Annotated in this window: 22 protein-coding genes; 18 read left to right on the top strand and 4 right to left on the bottom strand. The window is 72.9% G+C overall.

All coding sequences use genetic code 11. The features are described 5' to 3' along the window. Positions 1-313 precede the first annotated feature (313 nt). From PSQ21_RS04725 to PSQ21_RS04710, 4 genes are all read left to right on the top strand, one after another. Positions 314-1,390 carry a quaternary amine ABC transporter ATP-binding protein gene (locus PSQ21_RS04725; protein WP_274029145.1) on the top strand — a complete coding sequence of 359 codons (1,077 nt, stop codon included), beginning with the start codon at positions 314-316 and terminating at the stop codon, positions 1,388-1,390. After that, the gene (locus PSQ21_RS04720; protein ID WP_274029144.1) at positions 1,383-4,007 is read left to right on the top strand and encodes an ABC transporter permease/substrate binding protein; all 2,625 of its coding nucleotides are present in this window, start codon (positions 1,383-1,385) and stop codon (positions 4,005-4,007) included. The genes PSQ21_RS04725 and PSQ21_RS04720 overlap by 8 nt, the downstream gene beginning before the upstream one ends. A gap of 164 nt (positions 4,008-4,171) precedes the next feature. Beyond that, positions 4,172-4,717: a helix-turn-helix domain-containing protein gene (locus tag PSQ21_RS04715; protein WP_274029143.1), complete on the top strand. Its 546-nt coding sequence runs from the start codon at positions 4,172-4,174 to the stop codon at positions 4,715-4,717. A 211-nt stretch (positions 4,718-4,928) separates the two neighbouring features. Then, positions 4,929-5,639, top strand: a complete 711-nt coding sequence (locus PSQ21_RS04710) for a helical backbone metal receptor (protein ID WP_274029142.1) — start codon at positions 4,929-4,931, stop codon at positions 5,637-5,639. Here PSQ21_RS04710 and PSQ21_RS04705 read toward each other — a convergent pair. Next, entirely contained in the window at positions 5,578-6,807 is a 1,230-nt protein-coding gene (locus tag PSQ21_RS04705; RefSeq protein ID WP_274029141.1) for a TDT family transporter, read from the bottom strand. The genes PSQ21_RS04710 and PSQ21_RS04705 overlap by 62 nt on opposite strands. 70 nt (positions 6,808-6,877) lie before the next feature. Here PSQ21_RS04705 and PSQ21_RS04700 point away from each other — a divergent pair, with 70 nt between their 5' ends. Together PSQ21_RS04700 and PSQ21_RS04695 are read left to right on the top strand one after the other, a co-directional pair. Further along, the gene (locus PSQ21_RS04700) at positions 6,878-7,831 is read left to right on the top strand and encodes a LysR family transcriptional regulator (protein ID WP_274029140.1); all 954 of its coding nucleotides are present in this window, start codon (positions 6,878-6,880) and stop codon (positions 7,829-7,831) included. Between the two features lie 49 nt (positions 7,832-7,880). After that, the gene (locus PSQ21_RS04695; RefSeq protein ID WP_274029139.1) at positions 7,881-8,843 is read left to right on the top strand and encodes a DUF2510 domain-containing protein; all 963 of its coding nucleotides are present in this window, start codon (positions 7,881-7,883) and stop codon (positions 8,841-8,843) included. A gap of 74 nt (positions 8,844-8,917) precedes the next feature. On the opposite strand, the gene PSQ21_RS04690 is transcribed toward PSQ21_RS04695, so the two are convergent. Then, complete coding sequence (locus tag PSQ21_RS04690) at positions 8,918-10,120, bottom strand: amino acid deaminase/aldolase (RefSeq protein ID WP_274029138.1); 1,203 nt, start codon at positions 10,118-10,120, stop codon at positions 8,918-8,920. 942 nt (positions 10,121-11,062) lie between these two features. Here PSQ21_RS04690 and PSQ21_RS04685 point away from each other — a divergent pair. Both PSQ21_RS04685 and mycP read left to right on the top strand, forming a co-directional pair. Continuing rightward, positions 11,063-11,932 (top strand): hypothetical protein, encoded by an 870-nt coding sequence (locus PSQ21_RS04685; RefSeq protein ID WP_274035641.1) that lies wholly within the window; start codon positions 11,063-11,065, stop codon positions 11,930-11,932. Beyond that, complete coding sequence (gene mycP, locus PSQ21_RS04680; RefSeq protein ID WP_274029137.1) at positions 11,929-13,110, top strand: type VII secretion-associated serine protease mycosin; 1,182 nt, start codon at positions 11,929-11,931, stop codon at positions 13,108-13,110. Before PSQ21_RS04685 ends, mycP begins: the two co-directional genes overlap by 4 nt. Positions 13,111-13,141: 31 nt before the next feature. On the opposite strand, the gene PSQ21_RS04675 is transcribed toward mycP, so the two are convergent. Next, complete coding sequence (locus tag PSQ21_RS04675; protein ID WP_274029136.1) at positions 13,142-14,092, bottom strand: DMT family transporter; 951 nt, start codon at positions 14,090-14,092, stop codon at positions 13,142-13,144. A 67-nt stretch (positions 14,093-14,159) separates the two neighbouring features. On the opposite strand from PSQ21_RS04675, the gene PSQ21_RS04670 reads away from it, so the two are divergent. From PSQ21_RS04670 to PSQ21_RS04660, 3 genes are all read left to right on the top strand, one after another. Beyond that, on the top strand, positions 14,160-14,765 hold the full coding sequence (locus PSQ21_RS04670; protein WP_274029135.1) for a TetR/AcrR family transcriptional regulator: 606 nt from the start codon (positions 14,160-14,162) through the stop codon (positions 14,763-14,765). 96 nt (positions 14,766-14,861) lie between these two features. Beyond that, positions 14,862-15,638, top strand: a complete 777-nt coding sequence (locus PSQ21_RS04665; protein WP_274029134.1) for an SseB family protein — start codon at positions 14,862-14,864, stop codon at positions 15,636-15,638. 128 nt (positions 15,639-15,766) lie between these two features. Then, positions 15,767-16,480 (top strand): MIP family channel protein, encoded by a 714-nt coding sequence (locus PSQ21_RS04660; RefSeq protein ID WP_274029133.1) that lies wholly within the window; start codon positions 15,767-15,769, stop codon positions 16,478-16,480. Between the two features lie 123 nt (positions 16,481-16,603). Here PSQ21_RS04660 and PSQ21_RS04655 read toward each other — a convergent pair whose 3' ends face one another. Further along, positions 16,604-16,966: a DUF1844 domain-containing protein gene (locus PSQ21_RS04655; RefSeq protein ID WP_097870855.1), complete on the bottom strand. Its 363-nt coding sequence runs from the start codon at positions 16,964-16,966 to the stop codon at positions 16,604-16,606. A 449-nt stretch (positions 16,967-17,415) separates the two neighbouring features. Here PSQ21_RS04655 and infC point away from each other — a divergent pair, with 449 nt between their 5' ends. The 7 genes from infC to pheT all read left to right on the top strand — a co-directional run bounded on the left by infC (position 17,416) and on the right by pheT (position 25,077). Beyond that, positions 17,416-18,132, top strand: coding sequence for a translation initiation factor IF-3 (gene infC, locus PSQ21_RS04650; RefSeq protein WP_274035640.1), 717 nt, complete (start codon positions 17,416-17,418; stop codon positions 18,130-18,132). A 121-nt stretch (positions 18,133-18,253) separates the two neighbouring features. Then, positions 18,254-18,448 (top strand): 50S ribosomal protein L35, encoded by a 195-nt coding sequence (rpmI, locus tag PSQ21_RS04645; RefSeq protein WP_003970213.1) that lies wholly within the window; start codon positions 18,254-18,256, stop codon positions 18,446-18,448. A gap of 107 nt (positions 18,449-18,555) precedes the next feature. Further along, positions 18,556-18,939, top strand: a complete 384-nt coding sequence (rplT, locus tag PSQ21_RS04640; protein WP_007457565.1) for a 50S ribosomal protein L20 — start codon at positions 18,556-18,558, stop codon at positions 18,937-18,939. 206 nt (positions 18,940-19,145) lie between these two features. Continuing rightward, a complete protein-coding gene (locus tag PSQ21_RS04635; protein WP_274029131.1) occupies positions 19,146-19,994 on the top strand; it encodes a TrmH family RNA methyltransferase in 849 nt (282 codons plus the stop codon). Positions 19,995-20,166: 172 nt separating this feature from the next. Beyond that, positions 20,167-21,309 carry a sensor histidine kinase gene (locus PSQ21_RS04630; protein ID WP_274029130.1) on the top strand — a complete coding sequence of 381 codons (1,143 nt, stop codon included), beginning with the start codon at positions 20,167-20,169 and terminating at the stop codon, positions 21,307-21,309. Positions 21,310-21,424: 115 nt separating this feature from the next. Then, the gene (gene pheS, locus PSQ21_RS04625; protein WP_274029129.1) at positions 21,425-22,564 is read left to right on the top strand and encodes a phenylalanine--tRNA ligase subunit alpha; all 1,140 of its coding nucleotides are present in this window, start codon (positions 21,425-21,427) and stop codon (positions 22,562-22,564) included. Further along, entirely contained in the window at positions 22,564-25,077 is a 2,514-nt protein-coding gene (gene pheT, locus PSQ21_RS04620) for a phenylalanine--tRNA ligase subunit beta (protein ID WP_274029127.1), read from the top strand. Before pheS ends, pheT begins: the two co-directional genes overlap by 1 nt. Positions 25,078-25,461 lie beyond the last annotated feature (384 nt).

Raw genomic sequence — 25,461 nt, 5'->3', positions numbered from 1 at the left:
CGCGTCACAGACCCGATGATGCCCCACCGCACCCACAGTCGCCCCGGGTAACCGCTTGCTGGCGCCCCGTCGCAGGTCAGTGACCTGGGTCACTGTTGTGTTTGGGTTGTGTAAGCGAGGGCAGGCGCGCCACCGGAGCGAACCACGTCGCATTTTCAACTAGTGCATGTGCCACGCGGAAAGAACCCGCACCGCTCCACGGTCTGCCGGAGGGGGTGGCAGACCGTTTTTCGGTTCAACGCGTGAGGTGTATGTGTCCAGGCTGCAAGCCGAGCACTTGTACAAAGTCTTCGGCAGACGACCCGATGAAGCCGTGCGGAAGCTCGAGAGCGGCTCCGGCCGCGACGAGTTGCGCGGCGAGGGAACGACCGCAGCGGTGATCGACGCCTCGTTCACCGTGGAGCCGGGGCAGATCTTCGTCGTCATGGGGTTGTCCGGCTCGGGCAAGTCCACCCTGCTGCGGATGCTCAACGGTCTGCTCGACCCCACCGCGGGCCGGGTGCTCTTCGACGGCCAGGACCTGACCGCCCTGAGCCCCCGCGAACTGCGGCACGTCCGCTCCACCAAGATCAGCATGGTGTTCCAGCACTTCGCGCTCTTCCCCCACCGGAGCGTCCTGGAGAACGCCGCGTACGGCCTGGAGGTCCAGGGCGTGTCCCGCGAGGAGCGTGAGGTGCGCGCCACCGAGGCGCTGCGGCTGACCGGCCTCGAAGGCTGGGAGAAGTCCTGGCCCGACGAGCTGTCCGGCGGTATGCAGCAGCGCGTGGGCCTCGCCCGCGCGCTGGCCACCGACGCCGACCTGCTGCTCATGGACGAGTCCTTCAGCGCGCTCGACCCGCTGATCCGCCGTGACATGCAGGACCAGCTCCTGGAGCTCCAGAAGCGCCTGAAGAAGACCATCGTCTTCATCACCCACGACCTGAACGAGGCCATGCGCCTGGGCGACCGGATCGCCGTGATGCGCGACGGGGAGATCGTCCAGCTCGGCACCGCCGAGGACATCCTCGTCACCCCGGCCAACGACTACGTCGCCTCCTTCACCCAGGACGTCGACCGCTCCCGGGTGCTCACCGCGGGCGCGATCATGGCCGAGGCGCACACCGTGATGGGCACCAGGGCGGCGGACGGCAAGGAACTGCGCACCCCGCAGGACGTGCTGGCCGCGGCCCCCGCCACGGTCCCGGAGTCCACGCCGATCATCGACCTGTTCACGCCCTGCTCGCAGAGCTCGAACCCGGTCGCCGTGACCGACGCCAAGGGCAAGCTCGTCGGCGTCGTCCCCAGCTCCCGGCTCCTCGCCGTCCTGGGCGAGCCGATGACCCCGGCCGAGGCCCCCCACGACACCGAACCCGCGGCAGCGGACGGCGTGAAGAAGGTGGCCAGTGTTTAGGCTCCCCCTCGGCGAATGGGTCGACTCCGCGGTCGACTGGCTGCAGACCCACCTCGCCTGGCTCTTCGACGCCATCAGCTCCCTCGTCGGCGGCATGTTCGACGGCATAGCCGCCGTCCTGTCCGCCCCCGCGCCGCTGCTCTTCGCGGGCATCGTCGCCGTCATCGCCTGGTGGCTGCGCGGCCTGCCCGCGGCGCTGCTCACCTTCGTCGGGTTCGCCCTCATCGACTCCGTCGAACTGTGGGACGAGGCGATGGACACCCTCACCCTGGTGCTCGTCGCGACGCTGGTCACCCTGGTCATCGCCGTGCCCCTGGGCATCTGGGCCTCCCGGTCCAGGACGGTCAGCGCGATCACCCGGCCGGTCCTGGACTTCATGCAGACCATGCCCGCCATGGTCTACCTGATCCCCGGCGTCATCTTCTTCGGCGTCGGCGTGGTCCCCGGCATCATCGCCACCATCATCTTCGCGCTGCCCCCGGGCGTCCGGATGACCGAGCTCGGCATCCGCCAGGTCGACGGCGAACTCGTCGAGGCGGCCGAGGCGTTCGGCACCACCTCGCGCAACACCCTGCTGCGCGTCCAGCTGCCGCTCGCCCTGCCCACGATCATGGCCGGAATCAACCAGGTCATCATGCTCGGCCTGTCCATGGTCGTCATCGCGGGCATGGTCGGCGGCGGCGGCCTCGGCGGCTCCGTCTACCGCGCCATCGGCAACGTCGACGTCGGCCTCGGCTTCGAGGCGGGCATCTCCATCGTCATCCTCGCCATGTACCTGGACCGGATGACCGGCGCGCTGGGCACCGAGGTCTCCCCGCTGGGCCGCCGCGCGGTCGCCAAGGCCCAGGCCATGGCCGAGGGCTGGAAGATCTGGACCTATCGCCCGCAGCCCCGCATCGCGGCCGTCGGCATCGTCGTCCTCGCGCTCGTCGCGGGCAGCATGAGCGTCTTCGGTGGCGGCTCCAAGGACGACACGGCCGGCAAGGCCGCCCTGATCGGTGACGGCAAGAAGGTCAGCATCGGCTACATCCCGTGGGACGAGGGCATCGCCTCCACCTTCCTCTGGAAGGAGATGCTGGAGCGGCGCGGCTTCGAGGTCGACGTCAAGCAGTACGAGGCCGGCGCGCTGTACACCGGTATGGCCAACGGGCAGATCGACTTCCAGACCGACTCGTGGCTGCCGGTCACCCACGCCAGCTACTGGGCGAAGTACAAGGACCGGCTGGAGGACCTCGGCGCGTGGTACGCCCCGACCTCGCTGGAGCTCGCCGTCCCCGCGTACATGAAGGACGTCCAGACCATGGACGACCTGAAGGGCCGGGCGTCCGAGTTCAAGGGCCGGATCGTCGGCATCGAGCCGAGCGCCGGCGAGATGGGCCTGCTCAAGGACAAGCTGCTGCCGGGCTACGGCCTGGACAAGGAGTACAAGCTCATCGACGGCTCCACGCCGTCCATGCTGGCCGAGCTGAAGCGCGCGTACGCCAAGAAGGAACCGATCGTCGTTCCGCTCTGGTCGCCGCACTGGGCCTACAACGAGTACGACCTCACCAAGCTCAAGGACCCCAAGGGCCTCTGGGGCGAGGGTGACGGCGTCCATACCCTGGCGCGCAAGGGCTTCTCCGCCGAGAACCCCGTGGTCAGCAAGTGGCTCAAGGACTTCAAGATGAGCGAGAAGCAGCTCACCAGCCTTGAGGCCCAGATCCAGAAGTCCGGCTCCGGCAAGGAGCAGGAAGCCGTCCGCGTCTGGCTGAAGGACAACCCGGGCGTCGCCGACACGTGGTCCCCGGTCCCGGAGGACGCCAAGGCCGACGGCGGCAAGGACGAGCGTGACCGTGCCGTCGAGGTCGCCTGGTTCCCCTGGGAGGAGGACATCGCCGCCACGTACCTGTGGAAGGCGGTCCTGGAGGAGCGCGGCTACAAGATCAACCTCAAGCAGTTCGAGGTCGGCCCGATGTACGCCGCGATGTCACGCGGCCAGATCGACGTGCAGTTCGACGGCTGGCTGCCGTACACCCAGAAGAATTACTGGGACAAGTACGGCGACAAGCTGACCGACCTCGGCTCCTGGTACGGGCCGACGTCCATCGAGGTCGCCGTCCCCGACTACGTCAAGGACGTCAAGACCCTCGACGACCTCAAGGGCAAGGGCTCCGACTTCAAGGGCCGGATCGTCGGCATCGAGCCCGGCACCGCCACGATGGAGAACCTCAAGAAGAACGTCCTGCCGAGTTACGGCCTGGACAAGGAGTACGAGGTCCTCGACTCCTCCACGCCCGGCATGCTGGCCGAGCTGAAGCGCGCGTACGCCAAGAAGGAGCCCATCGCGGTCCTGCTGTGGACCCCGCACTGGGCGTACAACGAGTACGGCATGACCAAGCTGAAGGACCCGAAGAAGGCGTTCGGTGAGGGCGACCGGCTGCACACCATCGCCTCCAAGGAGTTCCCGAAGCAGTACCCGCAGCTGACGAAGTGGTTCAAGGACTTCAAGCTCACCGAGGAGCAGCTCGGCGGCCTGGAGAACGAGATCCAGAAGCGCGGTGTGGGGCACGAGGAGGAAGCCGTGAAGGCCTGGATGGACGACAACCCGGGCATCGCGGACACCATGGCGCCCCAGTAAGGGCCCACGAGCACGAAAGCAGCAGGTCATCAGGGGTGGCCCCCGCCTTCGGGCGGGGCCACCCCTTCCGGCTTCCCGGGGGGCGTTTACCGGACGTCGTGCGCAACCATGTGCGTAAGGTGCTGGCAACCGGGAGGATGGCGGAGGCGGGAGGGAGCCGGGACATGGACGACAAGGACACACCGCGGGTGGGCGCCGCCGTCCGCCGACGGCGCAGAACCCTGGGCCTCACGCTGGCCGCGGTCGCCTCGCGCAGCGGCCTCTCCGTGCCCTTCCTCAGCCAGATCGAGAACGAGCGCGCCCGCCCCAGCGCCCGTTCCCTCGACCGGGTCGCCGAAGCGCTGGAGACCACCACCGGGCGCCTGCGGGCCGCCGCCGACTCCGCGCGCGCGGTCGACGTCGTCCGGGCCGAGGAGGGTGAGGGCGTACGCCGCCTGGTGCGCGGCCGGCATCAGCTCAGCGCCCTGGAGTTCACCGGCGAACCGGACCTCGGACGCGAGTTCCAGCACCGCAACGACGAGTTGATGTACGTCGTCGAGGGCGCCGTCGACGTCGAGGCCGAGGGCCAGGTCCACCGCCTGGAACACGGCGACACCCTGTTCCTCTCCGGCGGGGTCCGCCACCGCTGGCGCGCCACCCTGCCCGGCACCCGGCTGCTGGTCGTCTCGGTGGCCGAACACATCGACGCCACGTTCGACTCACGCCGCTGAGCCCGAACGCCGACCGTACGGCCCCGAGTACGTACGGTGCTGTGCCCGTACGGCACCGAGTCCGTACGAGGAGTGTCCGTACGGTGCCGTGCCCGTACGGAGAGTGTCCGTACGGTGCCGAGCCCGTACGGGGAGTGTCCGTACGCGGGAGTGCGTACGGGGAGTGTCCGTACGAGGTGCGCCCGCCCCTCCCACCCGCGAAAGGCCGTCCGTGCGCGTCGTCTCCCTGGTCCCCTCGCTCACCGAGGCCGTCGCCCGCACCGCACCCGGGCTGCTCGTCGGGGTCACTGACTGGTGCACGCACCCCGCGGATCTCACCGCCGCCCGCGTCGGCGGCACGAAGAACCCGGACGTGGCCGCGATCACCGCCCTCGCCCCCGACCTCGTGATCGCCAACGAGGAGGAGAACCGGGTCCCCGACCTCGACGCGCTCCGGGCGGCCGGGCTCGACGTCCTGGTCACCGAGGTCCGCACCCTGGACCAGGCACTCGCCGAACTGCACCGGGTCCTCGTCGACGGCTGCGGGCTGGCCAGGCCCCGCTGGCTGGACGAGGCGGAGGCCGCCTGGGCCGCGCTGCCCGCGCCCTCCGGGACCCCGCGCCCCGCCGCCGTACCGATCTGGCGCAGGCCCTGGATGGTGCTGGGCCACGACACCTTCGCCGGCGACCTCCTCGCCCGCCTCGACATCCGCAACGTGTACGCCGACCACGCCGAGCGCTACCCGCGCATCCCGCTCGACGAGCTGAACGCCTCCGGGGCCGAGCTGATCGTGCTGCCCGACGAGCCCTACCGCTTCACCGCGGACGACGGACCCGAGGCCTTCCCCGCCCTGCCCACCGCACTCGTCGACGGGCGGCTGCTCACGTGGTACGGGCCGTCGCTGGCCGAGGCGGCACGGGCGCTGCCGTCAGCGCTCCGCTGAGGACCCCGAGCGCCGTCCGCGCCCCGGCCGCCGCCCACGCCGCGACCAGGGCGACGTACAGCGCCACCGCCAGCCAGGTCAGCGCGTCGAGACCGGTGTGCCGCGCCAGACCCGCCGCGCCCGTCACACACGTACCGACGGGGAAGGTGAACGCCCACCACGTCATCGCGAACCCCATCCCGTTCCGCGCGGCCCGCACCACCATCGCGGTCGCCAGGGCCAGCCACAGCAGCGCGAAGCCCATCACCGGCACCCCGTACAGCACGGCGAACGCGCCGAACGCGGAGGCGTAGGGGGCCCCGACCGCCCCCGGGGCGGCGTCGGCCAGCTGGTTGACGGCGGTCGTCGACTGCCCGAGCGGCCCCAGCACCAGAAACAGCGTCGGGGTCAGCGCGAGCGGCAGCGGACCGTGGTGGACCAGCCGGGAGAAGACCAGCGGCAGCACCACCAGCGTGGCCAGCAGGGACAGGCCGAACATCGCGTAACAGGCCAGCAGCAGCGCCTCGCGCCCCTGCCCGGCGGAGACGTGCGGCACCAGCAGCGCGCCCTGCGAGGCCGACACCATCGGGGCCACCAGCGGCAACAGCCAGACAGGCGACGCGGTCCCGGGCGCGGGACGGTGGCGTACGACCATCAGATACGGCACCGCGACAGCGGCCACCAGACCGACCGCCGTGCCCGCCACGAACAGCACCACATCCAGCGCGAGCGCCGCCCGCGCGCCCACCACGTCCTGGCCCACCGTCAGGGTGGCCCCGCCGACGGCCATCAACGCCATCGACAGACAGCCGTAGAACGGGGCGACGGCCGGGTCCAGGAGATGGGCGCGTGCCTGGTCGCGGTGGCAGAACCAGTGCCCGGCCCGCGCGGTGAGGACGGCCAGGAGCAGCAGGGCCGACAGCGCCCACACCACGGTGCACGCGGCGCGCAGTCCGGGAACGTCCACCGGGAGCATCGCGCCGGCGCTCGCGACGATCGCGGTGCCCATGACGCTCGCGTACCAGTTCGGGCCGATGTGCCGCAGCGACGGCAGCCGCGCCGGGTCGCCGGGCGCCTCCGCCGGGAGGGTCGGCAGCCGCGTCGAGTCACCGGACGCCTCCGCCGGGAGGGTCGGAAGCGCGGCGGGCGGTGATGGGACGTCGGTCCGGGTCCGCGGAAAGATGGCCATGCCACGAGTCTTCGCGGCCGGGGGCCCGCCCACCAGGGACCCCGCGCCTATGAGGTCATAAGCTGGATTTATGACCGGCGACGACACCCACGCAACCCACGCACCCCACGCACCCCACGTCCCCCTCTCCCACCGGGTCCCCGACCTCGGCGCGCTGGAGCTGCTCCTCGCCGTCGCCCGGCACGGCAGCCTCGGCCGGGCCGCCCGGGAGGTCGGCATCACCCAACCCGCCGCCTCCAGCCGCGTCCGGTCCATGGAGCGACAGCTCGGTGTCGCCCTCCTGGACCGTTCCCCGCGCGGCTCCCGGCTCACCGACGCGGGCGCGCTGGTCACCGACTGGGCGCGCCGGGTCGTCGAGGCGGCGGAGGCCTTCGACGCCGGCGCCCAGGCGCTGCGTGACCGCCGCGACTCCCGGCTGCGGGTCGCCGCCAGCATGACGATCGCCGAGTACCTGCTGCCGGGCTGGCTCATCGCCCTGCGCGGGGAGCGCCCGGCCACCGCGGTCTCGCTCCGCGTCGGCAACTCCGCGGACGTCGCCCGCCGCCTGGTCACCGGCGAGGCCGACCTGGGCTTCGTCGAGGGACTGTCGATACCGGAGGGTCTCGACGGCACCGTCATCGCCCACGACCGCCTCGTCGTCGTGGTCGCCCCCAGCCACCCCTGGGCCCGCCGCCGCGCCCCGCTGCTGCCCGGTGAACTCGCCGCCACCCCGCTGATCCTGCGCGAGCACGGCTCCGGCACCCGCCAGGTCCTGGACGCGGCGCTCGCCGTGCACGGCGGGCTGGCGCGGCCCCTGCTGGAACTCTCCTCCACCACGGCGGTCAAGGGCGCGGCGGAGAGCGGCGCGGGACCCTGCGTCCTGAGCGAACTCGCCCTCGGCGAGGAGCTGTCGTCCCGCCGCCTCGTCAAGGTCTCCGTCGCGGGCGTACGGCTGCGCCGCCAACTGCGCGCCGTCTGGCCGGGCGGCCACCGCCCCACCGGCCCCGCCCGCGATCTGCTGTCCCTGACCGGCCGCGACGCCTGACCCCGCGAACCCCGGCCGCCGTGTCCGGGCCGGACCCTAGAGTGGTGGCATGAGCTACGTGACGCCGCCCGGCTGGTACCCGGACACGGGCGCACCCGGCCACGAGCGCTGGTGGGACGGCACGGCCTGGACCGTGCACACCCGCCCGCTCGCCGCCGCCCACGCCGCACCGGAACAGCCGCCCGCCCCCGCGGCGTTCGGCCCGCCGTCGCTTCCGCTCCCGCACCAGCGCGACCCCCGGGGCGAGGCCGCCGGCGGCAGCCGGACGAAGGTCCTGGCGATCACGCTCTCCGGGGTGCTGGTCCTGGGCGCGGCCGTCGCGGGCGCCGTGCTGCTGGGCCGCGACGAGGGCGGTACGCCGGCGGCTCCGACGACGACCACCTCGCCCCCGGCCCCCGTCACCGCCCCCACGGCCACCGCCTCCTCCGCCGAGCCCGCCCCGGAGGAGGACCCCACCGTCCTCGTCGACCAGCTCAACGGGATCACCGTGCCGGTGCCCAAGGGCTGGGAGAAGCCGAAGAGCACCTCCGACGACGCCCCCACCATCCGCACCGAGCAGTCCTACGACTGCCCCGGAGGCGCGTCGTTCTGCTACCACGGCACGGTCTCCACCCGCACCGCCCGGGGCGGCGAGACCGATGTCAGGGCCCTGGCCGAGGCCGATATCGTCACCGCCGCCGACAGGGCCTACGAGGAGGACAACCTCGGCCGGCGCACCCACGGCGGCATCACCTCCCACAAGGTCCTCAAGGCCCAGGAGCTGACCGTCGCCGGCCGCACCGGTTACCTGGTGCGCTGGCAGGTCACCACCGGCAAGGGGCCCGGCGGCTACGTGCAGTCCCTCGCCTTCCCCTCCTCGGTGGGCACCGGGACGCCGGTGCTCGTCCGGTTCGCGTTCGACGCCGAGGTCCCCGGCCTGCCGCTGTCCCTGATGGACACGATCACCCGGGGCATCCGCCCGCTCGGCGACAGCGCGACGAGCGGCGGAGTGGGCGCGTCCATCGGCCCCTGACGCGCCGGCCCCCGCGCGGTGCCCGGTGCCGGAGAAGGGCTACCCGCCCCTCGCCCGCGTTCCCCGGGCAGAGGTCAGAGGAAGGTCCGCCCCTCGCCCCGGTACGTCGGAACACTCGCCGTGACCCGGTCGCCCTCGATCAGGTGCAGCGCGTCGAAGCGCTCGCACAGTTCCCCGGCCTTGGCGTGCCGGAACCAGACCTTGTCGCCGATCAGCAGGTCGTCGGCGGGGGAGCCCAGCAGCGGGGTCTGCACCTCGCCCGCGCCCTCCTGCGCGTCGTAGCGGAGCCCCTCCGGCAGATACGGCACCGGGGAGCGGTCGGCACCGGCCGCGCCGGACGCCGGATAGCCGCCGCCGAGCACCGTCACCACGCCCACGCCGGGCCGGCGCACCACGGGCTGCGCGAACAGGGCCGCGGGCCGGCCGGTGAACGACGTGTAGTTGTCGAACAGCCGGGGCACGTACAGCCCCGAACCGGCCGCGATCTCCGTCACCGCGGACTCGGCCGCCGTGTGCTGCACGCTGCCCGTGCCGCCGCCGTTCACGAACTCCAGGTCCGGTGCGACCGCCCGGACCGCCCGCACCGCCTCGGCCCGGCGCACCGCCAGCTCCTTGCGGGCGGCCGACTGCATCAGCCGGATCGCCCGGGACCGCAGCGGCCGCCCCGCCAGCGCGTCGCCGACCCCGGCGACATGCCCCTCGTACGCCATCAGCCCCACCAGCCGGAAGCCCGGCCTGCGGGCCACCGAGCGGGCCAGCTCGGCGAGGTGCGCGGGGGAGCGCAGAGGTGAGCGAAGCGCCCCGATCCGGACCCGGCCGCCGAGCATCCGCAGCGAGGTGTCCAGCTCCAGGCAGACCCGGATCTCCTCCCGCCCGCCCGCCCGGGACGCGTCGATCAGCTCCAGCTGGGCGTGGTCGTCGACCATCACGGTCACGGCGTCGGCCAGCTTCGGATCGGCGGCCAGCTCGGCGAACGCGGACCGGTCGGCCGACGGGTAGGCCAGCAGGACGTCGTCGAAGCCGGCCCGGGCCAGCCACAGCGACTCCGCCAGCGTGTACGACATGACCCCCGCGAACCCGGGACGCGCGAGCACCCGCTCCAGCAGGGCCCGGCACCGCACGGACTTGCTCGCCACGCGGACCGGCTTCCCGGCCGCCCGCCGCACCAGATCGTCGGCGTTGGCGTCGAACGCCTCAAGATCGACGATCGCGACCGGGGCGTCGAGATGGGCGGTGGCCCGGTTGTAGCGGGTCCGGTCAGCGGAAGGGGCAGTCATGGCCGCAGCTTGCCAGAGAGCCTCTACGGCTGGGTAGGGGGACGATCGGGACAGATCGCCCGCCGGCCGGGGCGGCCAGTTCCCCGCCGCCCGCCCGCAGCCCGTAGAGTGACGTGCACGCGAGCACCAACGGGCCTGTCAGCGGCGGTGATCCGTGGTCGGTACGAGGACGTGTAAGCAGGGGGCCGGATGAGTACCGAAGCGCAGCGCACCCCTGTGCCGCCCCGCCCGACGACCCCTCCCGCGGTCCCTGCTCCCGAGCCCACGACGCCCGCCCCCGTACCCCCGGCCGCCTCACCGACCGCACCGCCTCAGCGGGTCCGGCCCCCGGACACTCCGCAGGAGGCTCCGGCCGCACCGGCCCGCCGACCGGCCCCGGCCCCGGCTCCGCAGGGAGAGTCCCCGGCCCCGGCATCGCCCCCGGCCCAGCAGCCAACTCCGCCCCACCCGGCCGCACCGGCTCCGCTGGACCCGCAGGCCCCGCCGGCCCGCTTCACTCTGGCGGGCGGCGCCGCCGCACCGGCCCGTCCGGCCGTACCGGCCCCTTCGGCCCCACCGGCCCCTTCGGCCCCGCAGGCCGCACCGGCCCCTTCCGCCCCGCAGGCCGCACCGGGCGATCCGGCCGCACAGGCCCCTTCCACCCGTCCGGCCGCACCGGCACCGCAGGCAGCACCGGCCCCTCCCGCCAGGGTGACCCCGCAGGCCGCACAGGCCGCACAGGCCGCACCAGCTTCACAAGCCCCACCAGCCCCACCAGCCCCGCAGGCCGCACCAGCCCCCCAGGCCCAGCGGCCCGTGCCCGCCGTGACGCCCGCGCCGCCCCCCGCGACGAGCCCCACGCACCCGGGCCCGCCCCCCGCGGGCTCCGCGAGCCCGACGCATCCCGGTCCGCCCGTCGGCCCGCCGACCGTCGCCCGGCGCAGGCCCGTCGGGGCCGTCGATCTGACGCCCGCTCCGGGAGCCGCGCCGCCGCCCCCCGGTGGCTACCGGACGCCGGTGCGCTACGGCTACCCGGAGACCCCCGCCGAGACCACCACCCGGCTGCGGCCGGTCCGGCCCCGGCAGCGGTGGCGTACGGCGACGGCCGCCGCCTGCGTCGTGCTCGGCCTCGGGCTGATCGGCGGGGCCGCCACCGGAGCCTGGCTGACGGGCGACTCCTCGGCCGAGACCACCGGGAACCCGTACACCGCCGCACGCGGCGCCTGGCACAGCGTCCCCGTCGACACGCTGTTCCCGCGCACTCTCCGGGGCGAGGGCGCGGGCCCCGGAGGCACCCACCGCACCTGGACCCGGATCGCGGTCGCCGCCGACAGCACGTGCAAAGCCGGGCTCGACCCGCTGCTCCTGACCACGCTCCGCTCCGTGGGCTGCGAACGGCTGGTGCGCGCCACCTACACCGACGCCACCCGCTCGGCCGTCACCACCGTCGGCCTGGTCTTCACCGAGGCCGACGCCGCGGGCATGGCGGCCCTGCGGACCCGGTTCACCGGGCAGAAGCTCGGCTCGCGCAAGGACCTCATGCCCCGTACGTACGCTCCCGAGGGCACCCTCGCGGCCTCCTTCGGCGACGGGCAGCGCGCCAGCTGGACGGTCGACCCGCTCACCGATATCCCGGTCGTCGTCCTCGCCGTCTCCGGCTTCGCGGACGGCCGCACCGTCGCCGCCCCGCAGCCCGCGCCCGACGCCATGGCCTCGGGCGCCACGACGGACATCGCCCAGGCCGGACTCGGCCACGAGGCGAAGGGCATCGCGGACCAGGTGGAGCGCGGACTGCGCGGAGCCGTCGCCGAACTCACGGAGCAGCCCGGATGACCCGACGACCCCACCGCGTCCTCGCCGCGGTCTGCGCCGCCGCCGTCCTCGCGCTCATCCCCGCCGCGCCCGCCCACGCGGACGCCATCCGCGACCAGCAGTGGGCCCTGGACGCCCTGCGCACCGACCGGGCCTGGGAGACCACCCGGGGCCGGGGCGTCACCGTCGCCGTCCTGGACACCGGGGTCGACGACGCCCACCCCGACCTGACGGGCCAGGTGCTCCCCGGCAAGGACCTCGTCGGCTTCGGCGCCGCCCGCGGCGACTCCGCCTGGGCCCTGCACGGCACCGCGATGGCCGGCATCATCGCCGGGCGCGGCAACGGCCCCGGGCGCTCCGACGGCATCCTCGGCATAGCCCCCGAGGCCCGGATCCTGCCGGTCCGGGTCATCCTGGAGTCCAAGGACCCGGCCCGCGCCAAGGCGCGCAAGTCCCGAGGTACCGCCCTCGCCGACGGCATCCGCTGGGCCGCGGACAACGGCGCCGACGTCATCAACCTCTCCCTGGGCGACGACAGCGAATCCGCCCACCCCGACCCCGGCGAGGACGCGGCCATCCAGTACGCCCTGTCCAAGGGCGTCCCCGTGGTCGCGTCGGCCGGCAACGGCGGGGAGAAGGGGGACAGGATCTCCTACCCCGCCGCCTACCCCGGGGTGATCGCGGTCGCCGCCGTCGACGAGTACGGCACGCACGCCTCGTTCTCCACCCGCCGCTGGTACGCCACCGTCAGCGCCCCCGGCGTCGACATCGTGGTCGCCAACCCGGACGGGCACTACTACATCGAGTGGGGCACCTCGGCCGCCGCCGCTTTCGTCTCCGGCGCGGTCGCCCTGGTCCGTGCCGCCCACCCGGGCCTCGACCCGGTCCAGATCAAGAAGCTCCTCGCCGACACCGCACGCGACGCCCCCGCCCAGGGCCGCGACGACGCCCGCGGCTACGGGATCGTCGACCCGGCGGAGGCCATCGAGGCGGGCGCCCGGCTCCGCCCGGCCGACCTGGACGCCAAGGCCGCCCCGGCGGGACACCGAGGGCGGTACTTCGGCGACGGCCCGGCCCCGGCCCGTACCGCCGACGCGACGGCCAACTGGGCGGCCCCGCTCGCCGCCGGCCTCGGCGCGGCGCTGCTGGCCGTCGCCGTCGTCCTGTGGCGCGGCCGGAACGCCCCCGGCCGCCGCTGAACGCACCGCGCCCGGGCCGCCCCCCACCGACTCACCGGCCCGCCCCGGACACCGCGTCCGACCAGTCGCGCGTGGGCGCCTTCCGAGCCTGATCACCGGTGTGCCCGTCGCCGCGCGGGGAGGCCCCGCGGTGCACCACGACCACCGCCACCAGCCCCAGCGCCAGGCCGAGCACGGTCCGGAGACCGAACGGCTCCCCGAACATCAGGGCTCCCCAGACCGCCGTGACCGGGGCCATCAGAAACATGAGCGTGTTGACCGCCGTGACGCCCGAGCGCCTCAGGATCAGCCAGTACAGCCCGTACCCGCCGAAGGTGGACAGCACCACCAGCCAGCCGACCGCGCCCCAGAACGCGAGCTCGGCGGGCGGCAGCGCGGTCCCCGTGCCGAGGGCGAGCGCGGTGAAGATCACGGTGCTGGCGGCGCAGTGCACGGTCAGTGAGACCGAAGGGGCCACCCGGGTGGCGGAACGGCTCTCCAGGAAGGTGGCCGCCACCAGCGACAGCATGCCGACGAACGGCAAGGCGTAGGCCCACCCGGCCGCCCCGGCGGCGGCGGAGGCGTCGGCGGTCGTGACCACGACGACCCCGGCGACCCCCAGGCACAGGCCGAGCCACTGCCGGGCGGTCACGTGACTCCGCAGCAGCGGCCCGGCCAGCGCCCCCGCCACCAGCGGCTGGACCCCGTCGATCAGGGCCGTGGTGCCCGTGGAGACCCCGAGCTGGATCGCGTAGTAGACGGTCAGCAGATAGCCGCTCTGCGACAACGTGCCGATCACGGCCTGCCGGACCACGTCCCGGGCGCCGAGGCCCCGCCAGGAGGCGCGCGCGACGGTCACCGCGACCAGGGCCAGGACGACCGTCAGCGGCAGGAACCGCCACATGAGGATCGTGAGCGCGGACGCGCTGCCGGCGCCGAGCTTGGCCCCGATGAACCCGGAGCTCCAGCACAGCACGAAGGCGACCGGGAGCAGGACGTTCATGACGCACCTCGCTAAACAGATCGGTATACCTACCCTGTCGACTATACAGATCGGTATACTCGTGCCCATGGACACTCCCGAGGAACTGCGCCGGATCACCATGACGCCGGCCGCGCGACGGGCCCTGGCGGCCGCCGGGCGGCTCTTCTACGACCGGGGCATCCACGCCGTCGGGGTGGACCTGATCGCCGCCGAGGCCGGGGTGACCAAGAAGACCCTCTACGACCGCTTCGGCTCCAAGGAGCAGATCGTCGTGGAGTACCTCGCCGACCGCGACGAGCGCTGGCGCGCCTTGCTCGCCGAGCACCTCGACGCCGTGCCGCCCGCGCCACGCGACCGGATCCTGGCCGTCTTCGACGCCTCGCGCGCCTGGATGACGGAGAACGGCTCCAAAGGGTGCAGCATGATCAACGCCCACGCGGAGATCAGCGACCCGTCCCACCCGGCGCACGCGGTCATCACCGGCCAGAAGCAGTGGATGCTCGACCTGTTCACCCGGCTCGCCCGAGGAGTCGAGGGGCTCGGCCCCGACGCCGCCGACCGGCTGGGCCGGACGCTGATGCTGCTGCACGAAGGGGCCCTGGTCGCCCACGGGCTGAAGGTCTTCCCGGACCCCGTCGCCCACGCCCGCGAGGAGGCGGCCGACCTGCTGGCCGGGGCGACGGAACGCTGAGTCCGTGTGCCGGCTCGCGGCGACGGCCGGACGCCGAGCCCCGCGCCCGCCCCACCTGCGGGCAAGCCGCGAAGAGCCAGGCACTACCCTCGTCCCGTGGAGCTCAAGAACATCCCGGACCCCGGTTTCTCCGACGACGACGGCTCGGCGTCCCCCGCCCTGACCAGGGCCCTGGACGCCTGGTCCCGCGACCGCGGCGCCGTCGGCCCGGTCCTCACGGCACTGCGCGACGCCCGGCTCCTGGTCCCCGTCGTCGCCGTCCTGGGGGAGGTCGAGGAGAACGGTCACGAGGGGCGCGAAGCACTTCAGAAGGGCGGTGGTGGGAGACGGGGGGACGGGCTGAGGCGCGAGAAGACCAGCGACATGGCCGTACCCACCCTCCAGGCCGGCGACCGCCGCGCGCTTCCCGCCTTCACCTCCACCGCCTCGCTGGCACTCTGGGACCCCGAGGCGCGCCCCGTCGCCGTACCGCTGCACCAGGCGCTCCAGGCCGCCGCCCACGAGAAGGCCGACACCGTCGTGCTGGACCTCGCCGGGCCCGTCGCCTTCGAGCTGAGCGGCCAGGCGCTGCTGGCCCTCGCCGAGAACCGCACCAGCACCGACCCGCTCCAGGACCCCGCCGTCATCGAGGCCGTACGGGAGACCGTGGCCGCCGACCCCGCCGTGGTCCGCGCCCACCTCGGGCCCGGCAGCGCGGACGGCACCCTCGCGCTCGTCCTCGCCCCGGACGCCGTGCCCGCCGAGGCGGCCCGCCGCATCGCCCGCGCGCTGTCGGCCAGCGAGGTGCTGCGGGCCCGGCTGGTGAGCGGCCTGGATCTGGCCGTTCTCCCCGCCGGTGCCGTCGCGCCGGGAGAGCCTCTCTTCGCCCGCTGACACCCTCGGGCCGGCCCGGGGCGACCCGGGGCCGGCCCGCACCGACGCGCGCCATGTGCCCGCCGCCGTGAGAATTGTCGGAAATCCGGAGAAATCCGACCAACCGATCAAGCTCGCGAGGTGGTTCCATGCAGAAGCGGATCGTGGCGTCCGAGTTCCTCGGCACCCTGCTGCTGGTGTTCTTCGCCGTGGGGTCCGCGGTGCTCGCCGTCGACTACCTCGGCACGGTGGGCATCGCCCTCACCTTCGGTTTCACTCTCCTCGCCCTGGCCTACGCGCTCGGCCCGATCTCCGGCTGCCATGTCAATCCCGCGGTGACGCTGGGCATGTATATGGCGGGCCGGATCGACATCCGGGCGGCCGTGGAGCGCTGGGTGGCCCAGTTCCTCGGCGCGATCGTCGGCGCGGCCCTGCTGTTCCTGCTGGCGAAGCAGATCCCCGGCCTGGAGACCAGCGGCGAGTTCGGCACCAACGGCTACGACGACCGGTCGGCCGTCGGCATCAACATCGGCGGCGCGTTCCTCGCCGAGGTGGTGCTGACGTTCCTGCTCGTCTACGTCGTCCTCGCGGTGACCCACAAGGTGGCGGTCATCGGATTCGACGGGCTGCCCATCGGCCTGGCGCTCGCCGCGATCCACCTGGTGGGCATCCCGCTGACCGGCACGTCGGTCAACCCCGCGCGCAGCTTCGGTCCGGCGCTCTTCGCGGGCGGTGCGGCCCTTACCCAGCTCTGGCTGTTCATCCTCGCGCCCCTGGTCGGCGGAGCGATCGCCGCCTACGCCCACCGGCTCACCCACCCCTGCCCCAACCTCCCGCCCGAGGAGGCCGAGGACGCCATCTGAGGGATCCGGGCCCGAGGCATCCGGCCGGCCCGCACCCACGCGGAAGCCAGCCGCCCCACGCGGAAGCCCGCCGCCCCACAGGGGGACGGCGGGCTTCGTGGCGTACCGGGAAGGAGGCGGCGGCTAGCCGTAGACCGGGCCGGTGTACTTCTCGCCGGGGCCGTGGCCGGGCTCGTCCGGCACCAGCGAGGCCTCGCGGAAAGCGAGCTGGAGGGACTTCAGACCGTCGCGCAGCGGCGAGGCGTGGAAGGTGCTGATCTCCGTGGCGCTCGCGTCGAGCAGTCCGGCCAGCGCCTGGACCAGTTTGCGGGCCTCGTCGAGGTCCTTGTGCTCCTCGCCCTCCTCGGTGAGGCCGAGCTTCACGGCTGCTGCGCTCATCAGGTTGACGGCGACCGTCACGATCACCTCGACCGCGGGGACCTCCGCGATGTCGCGGGCCATGGCGTCGAAGCCGGGGTTCTCACTGCTGGGGGTCGCGTCACTCATGCCCACACGATAAGGGCAGGCCACCGCCCTCCCGCGCGCGGGAGCCGCTTCGGGGCACCGGGACGCACATGGGCACGGACATGGACACGGGCACGGGCACGGACATGGAGGCGGACGCGGACGCGGAGGCGACACTGCGGGGGGCAGGCAAAGGGTGCCATCGGGGGAGACGCGGGATTAGCGCACCCGGGGCCGGGCTGCTAACCTTGTGTAACGACCGGCCGGACATCTATGTGCCCGGCCCACAAGTGGAGGCTCCGATCTCCCACCTGACCGTCCTCACCGGACGGCGGGTCACCGGTCAGACGGTCCCCATCGTTCCGTACGGACGATGGAGCCGTCCGATGCGCCCCGCGGTTGAACGCGGCGGTGCTCCGGTAGTTCCTGGAGCCTCGCCTGTGTCCCGTCCGGGGCATTTTTGCGCTTCCGGCTCGGTTGGTCTTGACGTTATAAGACGTTACGCGGCTGTCCGCCAGGCGGCCGCGTGGTGCTACCGAGGAGGATCCATCAGCGCCGAGCCCCGCATCAACGACCGGATTCGCGTTCCCGAGGTCCGACTTGTCGGTCCCAGCGGCGAGCAGGTCGGGATTGTTCCGCTTGCCAAGGCCCTGGAACTCGCACAGGAGTATGACCTCGACCTGGTCGAGGTGGCGGCGACAGCCCGTCCGCCCGTGTGCAAGCTCATGGACTACGGGAAGTTCAAGTACGAGTCGGCCATGAAGGCCCGTGAGGCGCGCAAGAACCAGGCGCACACGGTCATCAAGGAGATGAAGCTCCGGCCGAAGATCGACCCGCACGACTATGACACCAAGAAGGGTCACGTCGTCCGGTTCCTCAAGCAGGGCGACAAGGTCAAGATCACGATCATGTTCCGTGGTCGCGAGCAGTCCCGCCCCGAGCTGGGCTTCCGACTGCTCCAGCGTCTCGCTTCGGACGTGGAGGACCTGGGCTTCATCGAGTCCAACCCGAAGCAGGACGGCCGGAACATGATCATGGTTCTGGGCCCGCACAAGAAGAAGACCGAAGCCATGGCCGAGGCCCGTGAGGCCCAGGCCGCCCGCAAGGCCGAGCGTCAGGGCACGACCGACGCACCGTCCGAGGGCGACACCGCCGAGGCTCCGGCCGAAGCAGTCGAGGCTCCGGCCGAGACACCTTCCGAGTCGTGACCTCAGGGGCCGCCATCCAGGCGGCCCCCGGGTCCCCCCGGAATCCCATAGAGATCTGACGCCCCTGCAGTCCGGTGCCCCGCACCGTGAGGGGCGCCACTGACGAGGAGAGAACGGCGCGATGCCGAAGAACAAGACGCACAGCGGTGCCAGCAAGCGCTTCAAGATCACCGGCTCCGGCAAGGTGCTCCGCGAGAGGGCCGGCAAGCGCCACCTGCTCGAGCACAAGTCGTCCAAGAAGACCCGCTCGCTGACCGGCACGGTCGTCGTGGCTCCGGCCGACGCCAAGAAGATCAAGAAGCTTCTCGGCAAGTGAGGCTCGGCCTCCGGCTCGCCCCGGAGGCACGACCTCGATCACACCGGGACCAATTCGTTTCCGGGCCGTGTGACGACACCCACGGCCCCGCTACAAGGAGTTAACAAGTGGCACGCGTCAAGCGGGCAGTCAACGCCCACAAGAAGCGCCGGGCAATCCTCGAGGCGGCCAAGGGCTACCGCGGGCAGCGCTCGCGCCTGTACCGCAAGGCCAAGGAGCAGGTCACCCACTCCCTGGTCTACAACTACAACGACCGCAAGAAGCGCAAGGGCGACTTCCGTCAGCTGTGGATCCAGCGCATCAACGCCGCTGCCCGCCAGAACGGCATGACGTACAACCGCCTCATCCAGGGTCTGAAGGCCGCCAACATCGAGGTGGACCGCAAGATCCTGGCCGAGCTCGCGGTCAACGACGCCAACGCGTTCGCCGCCCTCGTCGAGGTCGCTCAGAAGGCCCTCCCGAGCGACGTCAACGCCCCGAAGGCCGCCTAGGGTCTTCCGTTCGGGACATGCCGGGGTCTGCGAGCCCGGCACGTCCCAAACGGGAGGCGCCAGTCCAGGCACCCCCTTCCAGGTACGCGAACCGGACCCGCAGGCGCACGCCGCCTGCGGGTCCGGTGCGTTGACCCGCCGTCGGGCCCCCCGCCGACGCCACCGCACACCACCACAGCCGTACGCAGAGAGGCTCGCCGCCGACCATGGGCACCCCCGAACTGATCTCCCCGCGTTCCCCCCGGGTCGCCGCCGCCCGCCGGCTGGCCCGCCGCAACTTCCGCGGCAAGGAGCGCAGGTTCATCGCCGAGGGGCCCCAGGCCGTGCGCGAGGCGGCCGCCCACCGGGGCGGCGACGGCGAGCCGACCCTCATCGAGCTGTTCGCCACCCCCGAGGCCGCCGACCGGTACGCCGACATCGTCGAGGCCGCCCACACCGCGGGCGCCCGGGTGCACCTGGCCGACGCCGACGTCCTCGCCGACGTCTCGCAGACCGTCACCCCGCAGGGCCTCATCGGCGTCTGCCGCTTCCTGGACACGCCGTTCCAGGAGATCCTCGCCGCGAAGCCCGCACTGGTGGCCGTTCTGGCCAACGTACGGGACCCCGGGAACGCCGGAACGGTACTGCGCTGCGCCGACGCGGCGGGCGCGGACGCGGTGATCCTGACCGACGCGTCGGTCGACCTCTACAACCCCAAGTCCGTACGGGCCTCGGCGGGTTCGCTCTACCACCTGCCCGTCGCCGTCGGCGTCCCCGTCGAACAGGCCGTGCGGGGACTCCGGGACACCGGGGTGCGCATCCTCGCCGCCGACGGGGCCGGTGCCGACGACCTGGACGACGAACTGGACGCGGGCACCATGGGCGGCCCCACCGCGTGGGTCTTCGGCAACGAGGCCTGGGGGCTCCCCGAGGAGACCCGCGCGCTCGCCGACGCCGTCGTCCGCGTCCCCATCCACGGCAGGGCGGAGAGCCTCAACCTCGCGACCGCCGCCGCCGTCTGCCTGTACGCCTCCGCCCGCGCGCAGCGCCCCCGGCGAGCCCCCGGGGCCCGCTGACGGAGCACCGCTCCGACGGTCCGTCACCACACGATCCCGGCCATTCGCGAGCCCCTCCCACCGGCGCACTCCTCTCCGCGCCCCCACAGGGTGTCGCCGGTTCGCCACCGCCTAGTAGGGTGACGAACTCGGGGGCCCACTGCACCGGTTCGAGAGGTGGGGATACGGGAAGATGGCTGTCGGCATGAGCTCGCCGGGACCGGCGCACACCACCGCACCGCGCGCGGAAGAGAAGCCGGACGGTCCGGACGGCCTCGGCACAGGTATCGACCCGGACGATCTTCCCGACGGTCTCGTCGTCGCCGACGAGCGTGGGCACGTCGTCTGCTTCAACGCGGCCGCCGCCCGCATCACCGCCACCCCCCGTGCCGACGCGATCGGCCGCCCCCTGGAGGCCGCCCTCCCGCTGGAGGACCTCAAGGGAAAGCGCTGGTGGGCCCTGACCGACCCGTACGGCGGTCTCGCCACCCGCAACGGCCAGCCCGAGCGCAACCTGCTGCTGCCCGGCGGCCGTGAGGTGCTGGTCGCCGCCCGTTACGTACGCGAGCGGCCGACCGGGCCGGTGTGCCGGGTCGTCGTCTCGCTGCGCGGGACCGAGGCCCGCCGGCGTACCGAACGCAGCCACGCCGAGCTGATCGCCACCGTCGCCCACGAGCTGCGCTCCCCGCTGACCTCGGTCAAGGGGTTCACCGCCACCCTGCTCGCCAAGTGGGAGAGGTTCACCGACGATCAGAAGCGGCTGATGCTGGAGACCGTCGACGCGGACGCCGGCCGGGTCACCCGGCTCATCGCCGAGCTCCTCGACATCTCCCGCATCGACTCCGGCCGCCTGGAGCTGCGCCGCCAGCCCGTCGACATCACCGCCGCCGTCGCCCGCCACATCCAGGCCCTCATCGCGGGCGGCCAGACTCCCGACCGCTTCCGGGTCCGGGCCCGGGGGCCCCTGCCCGACCTGTGGGCCGACCCCGACAAGGTCGACCAGGTCCTCGGCAACCTCCTGGAAAACGCGGTGCGCCACGGCGAGGGAACCGTCACCATCGATATCGCACCGGCACCCGCGCCGGGAGCGTGCGACGAGATGGGAACGGCTGTCACCGTGAGCGACGAAGGCCCCGGCATCCCCGAGGAGTCGATGAGCCGCGTCTTCACCCGCTTCTGGCGGGGCAGCAAGCGCGGCGGCACGGGCCTGGGCCTCTACATCGTCAAGGGCATCGTCGAGGCCCACGGCGGCACCATCACCGTCGACCGGGGGCCCGGCGGGGGAGCCGAGTTCCGATTTATTCTGCCCGTGAGCATGCCCGCCTACCTGGTGTGAGCGGCCCACGGGCGCCCCGACCGTCCTGCGGCCCGTAGACTCGACCTTTGGCACCTTTGCGTCCAGCGGTCTCCAGCCGGGTCGCGCCACCAGCCAATCGGAAGCACGGGAAGAGATGTCGGCACCGAACAAGTCGTACGACCCAGTCGAGGTCGAGGCACTGAAACCGGAAGAGATCGAGCGCCTGCGGGACGAGGCGTTCGCCGCCTTCGCCGCCGCCGGTGACCTCGACGCGCTCGCCCAGGCGAAGACCGCGCACACCGGAGGTACCTCGCCGCTGTCCCTCGCCAACCGCGAGATCGGCGCCCTGCCCCCGCAGGCCAAGGCCGAGGCGGGCAAGCGCGTGGGCCAGGCCCGCGGAGCCGTCTCCAAGGCGCTCGCGGCCCGCCAGGCCGAGCTGGAGGCCGAGCGCGACGCCCGGGTGCTCGTCGAGGAGGCCGTGGACGTCACGCTGCCCTACGACCGCACCCCGGCCGGCGCCCGCCACCCCCTGACGACCCTCATGGAGCGCGTCGCGGACGTCTTCGTGGCCATGGGCTACGAGATCGCCGAGGGCCCCGAGGCCGAGGCGGAGTGGTTCAACTTCGACGCCCTGAACTTCGTGCCCGACCACCCCGCCCGCCAGATGCAGGACACCTTCTTCGTCCAGGGCACCACGCCCGACGGCAAGGTCACCGAGGGCGACGAGTCCGGCGTCGTGCTGCGTACGCACACCTCCCCGGTCCAGGCCCGCTCGCTCCTGGAGCGCAAGCCCCCCGTCTACGTGGTCTGCCCCGGCCGGGTCTACCGCACCGACGAGCTGGACGCCACGCACACCCCGGTCTTCCACCAGATCGAGCTGCTCGCCGTCGACGAGGGCCTCACCATGGCCGACCTCAAGGGCACCCTCGACCACATGGTCCAGGCGCTCTTCGGACCGGACATGAAGACCCGGCTGCGGCCGAACTTCTTCCCGTTCACCGAGCCGTCCGCCGAGATGGACATGGTCTGCTACGTCTGCCGCGGTGAGTCCGTCGGCAACCCGGACCGCCCCTGCCGCACCTGCGGCAGCGAGGGCTGGATCGAGCTCGGCGGCTGCGGCATGGTCAACCCCAAGGTGCTCACCGCCTGCGGCGTCGACCCCCAGAAGTACAGCGGATTCGCCTTCGGGTTCGGCATCGAACGGATGCTGATGTTCCGCCACAACGTCGAAGACATGCGAGACATGGTCGAGGGTGACGTCCGGTTCACCCGGCCGTTCGGGATGGAGATCTGATGCGCGTCCCGCTTTCCTGGCTGCGGGAGTACGTCGACCTGCCGGCGACGGAGACCGGCCGTGACGTACAGGCCAAGCTCGTCTCCGTCGGGCTGGAGGTCGAGACCGTCGAGCAGATCGGCGCGGGCCTGAAGGGCCCCCTGGTCGTCGGACAGGTCCTGACCATCGAGGAGCTGGAGGGCTTCAAGAAGCCCATCCGCTTCTGCACGGTCGACGTCGGCACGGCCAACGGCACCGGCGAACCGCAGGAGATCGTCTGCGGCGCCCGTAACTTCTCGGTCGGCGACAAGGTCGTCGTGGTCCTCCCGGGCGCGGTCCTGCCCGGCGACTTCGCGATCGCCGCCCGCAAGACGTACGGCAAGACCTCGCACGGGATGATCTGCTCCACCGACGAGCTCGGCATGGGCGACGACGGAACGCACGGCATCATCGTGCTGCCGCCGGAGCACGAGGTCGGCACCGACGCGATCGAGCTGCTCCAGCTCATCGACGAGGTCCTCGACATCGCCGTCACCCCGGACCGCGGCTACTGCCTCTCGATGCGTGGCGTCGCCCGTGAGACCGCCATCGCGTACGGGCTGCCGCTGCGCGACCCGGCGCTCCTGGACGTGCCCGCGCCGAACGCGTACGGCTACCCGGTCAAGATCTCCGACCCGTCGCGCTGCGACCGTTTCACCGCGCGTACCGTCACCGGTCTCCAGCCGGAGGCCCGCTCCCCGATCTGGATGCGGCGTCGCCTCCAGAAGGCCGGGATGCGGCCCATCTCGCTGGCCGTCGACATCACCAACTACGTGATGCTGGAGCTGGGCCAGCCCCTGCACGCCTACGACCGCACCCGGGTCGAGGGCCCGATCGGTGTGCGCCGCGCCGCGCAGGGCGAGAAGCTCACCACGCTGGACGGCACCGTGCGCGTGCTGGACGCCGAGGACCTCGTCATCACCGACGACCGCGGGCCCATCGGTCTCGCGGGCGTCATGGGCGGCGCCAACACGGAGATCGCCGACGCGGACGGCGAGCACGCGCTGACCACCGAGGTCGTCATCGAGGCCGCGCACTTCGACGCGATCTCGATCGCCCGCACCGCGCGCCGCCACAAGCTGTCCTCCGAGGCGTCCAAGCGCTTCGAGCGCGGCGTCGACCCGCAGGCCGCCGCCGCTGCCGCGCAGCGCACGGTGGACCTGCTGGTCCTGCTCGCGGGCGGCACCGCCGAGGCCGGGGTCACCGAGATCACCGCCCCGTCGGCGCCGCGCACCATCGCGATGCCGGCGAACCACCCGGACAAGGTCGCCGGTGTGGAGTACGGCCGCGAGACCGTCGTCCGCCGCCTCCAGGAGGTCGGCTGCGACGTCTACGGGCAGGACGAGCTGATCGTCACCGTCCCGTCCTGGCGGCCCGACCTGAACGAGCCGAACGACCTCGCCGAAGAGGTCATCCGGCTGGAGGGCTACGAGAACCTGCCCTCCACCCTGCCGACGCCCCCCTCCGGCCGCGGTCTCACCGACCGCCAGCGGCTGCACCGCCGCATCGGCCGGGTGCTGGCCGGAGCCGGGTACGTCGAGGCGCTGAGCTACCCGTTCATCGGCGACGCGGTCCTGGACCAGCTCGGCCTGGAGGCGGACGACGCCCGCCGCCGCACGGTCAAGCTCGTCAACCCGATCTCCGACGAGGAGCCGGCGCTGCGCACCACGCTGCTGCCGGGCCTCCTCGGCGCCCTGCGGCGCAACGACGGCCGCGGCAGCCACGACCTGGCGCTCTTCGAGACCGGCCTGGTCTTCAGGCCGACGGGCCAGGAGACGCGGGCGGTCCGGCTGCCGGTCGACCGCCGCCCGACCGACGAGGAGATCGCCTCTCTCGACGCGGCCCTGCCGCGTCAGCCGCGCCGCGCCGCCGTCGTCCTCGAGGGCGCCCGCGAGCAGTCCGGCTGGTGGGGCAAGGGCACCCCGGCGACCTGGGCGGACGCCGTCGAGGCCGCCCGCTCCATCGCCGCTGAGGCAGGCGTCGAGGTCATCGTCCGCGCCGACCAGCACGCCCCGTGGCACCCGGGCCGCTGCGCCGCGCTGTACGTCACCGTGGACGGCGAGGAGACCCTCTTCGGACACGCGGGCGAACTGCACCCGCGCGTGATCAAGGCGCTCCACCTGCCCGAGCGGACCTGTGCCGCCGAGGTCGAGCTGGACGTCCTGGAGCGGGCCGTCGACGGAGCGCTCCAGGCGCCCCGGATCTCCACCTTCCCGGTGGCGACCCAGGACGTCGCGCTCGTCGTCGCCGGGGACGTCCCGGCCGCCGACGTGGAGCGGGCACTGCGCGAGGGCGCGGGTGAACTCCTCGAATCCCTGCGGCTGTTCGACGTCTTCACCGGCGAGCAGATCGGCGGGGGCAACAAGTCCCTGGCGTACGCTCTGCGCTTCCGCGCCGCCGACCGCACCCTGACCGTCGAGGAGGCCACGGCCGCACGCGACAGCGCGGTGGCCCTGGCCGCCGAGCGCACGGGCGCGGTGCTGCGAGGCGCGTAACGCCTGCGACAGCGAGGAGAAGGGGCGTATCCGGCCACCGGATACGCCCCTTCTCCATCCCGCCGGGGGGCGGAGGGACCACACGCCGGACCGGGGGCCGGAACCGGGAGGAACGCGGCTCCGGCCTTCGTTCCGCAGCCACCCTCCTTCGTCGTCGGTCAGTGGGCCGTGTGGTCCGGGCGCCGTCCGCGCTGCCTCGGAATGTCGGGCAGGTCAGCAGCGCGGACGGCGCGGGTGCGGGTCGTGGGCCGTTACGAGGGGGAGCCGACGACCCGGGCCGCCTCTTGCGAGGGAGTTCATTCAACCGAGCCCGGGACCGGCGCGGCAGAGCGCACAGCGGGAGGGTTCGGGCATTCCGTTCACACCCCGTGTGAATCCTGCTCC

This window comes from Streptomyces sp. MMBL 11-1, assembly GCF_028622875.1.
Lineage (GTDB): Bacteria > Actinomycetota > Actinomycetes > Streptomycetales > Streptomycetaceae > Streptomyces.
Note: the sequence above shows the minus strand (reverse complement) of the source record. Positions and strands in the feature narration are given on the sequence as shown.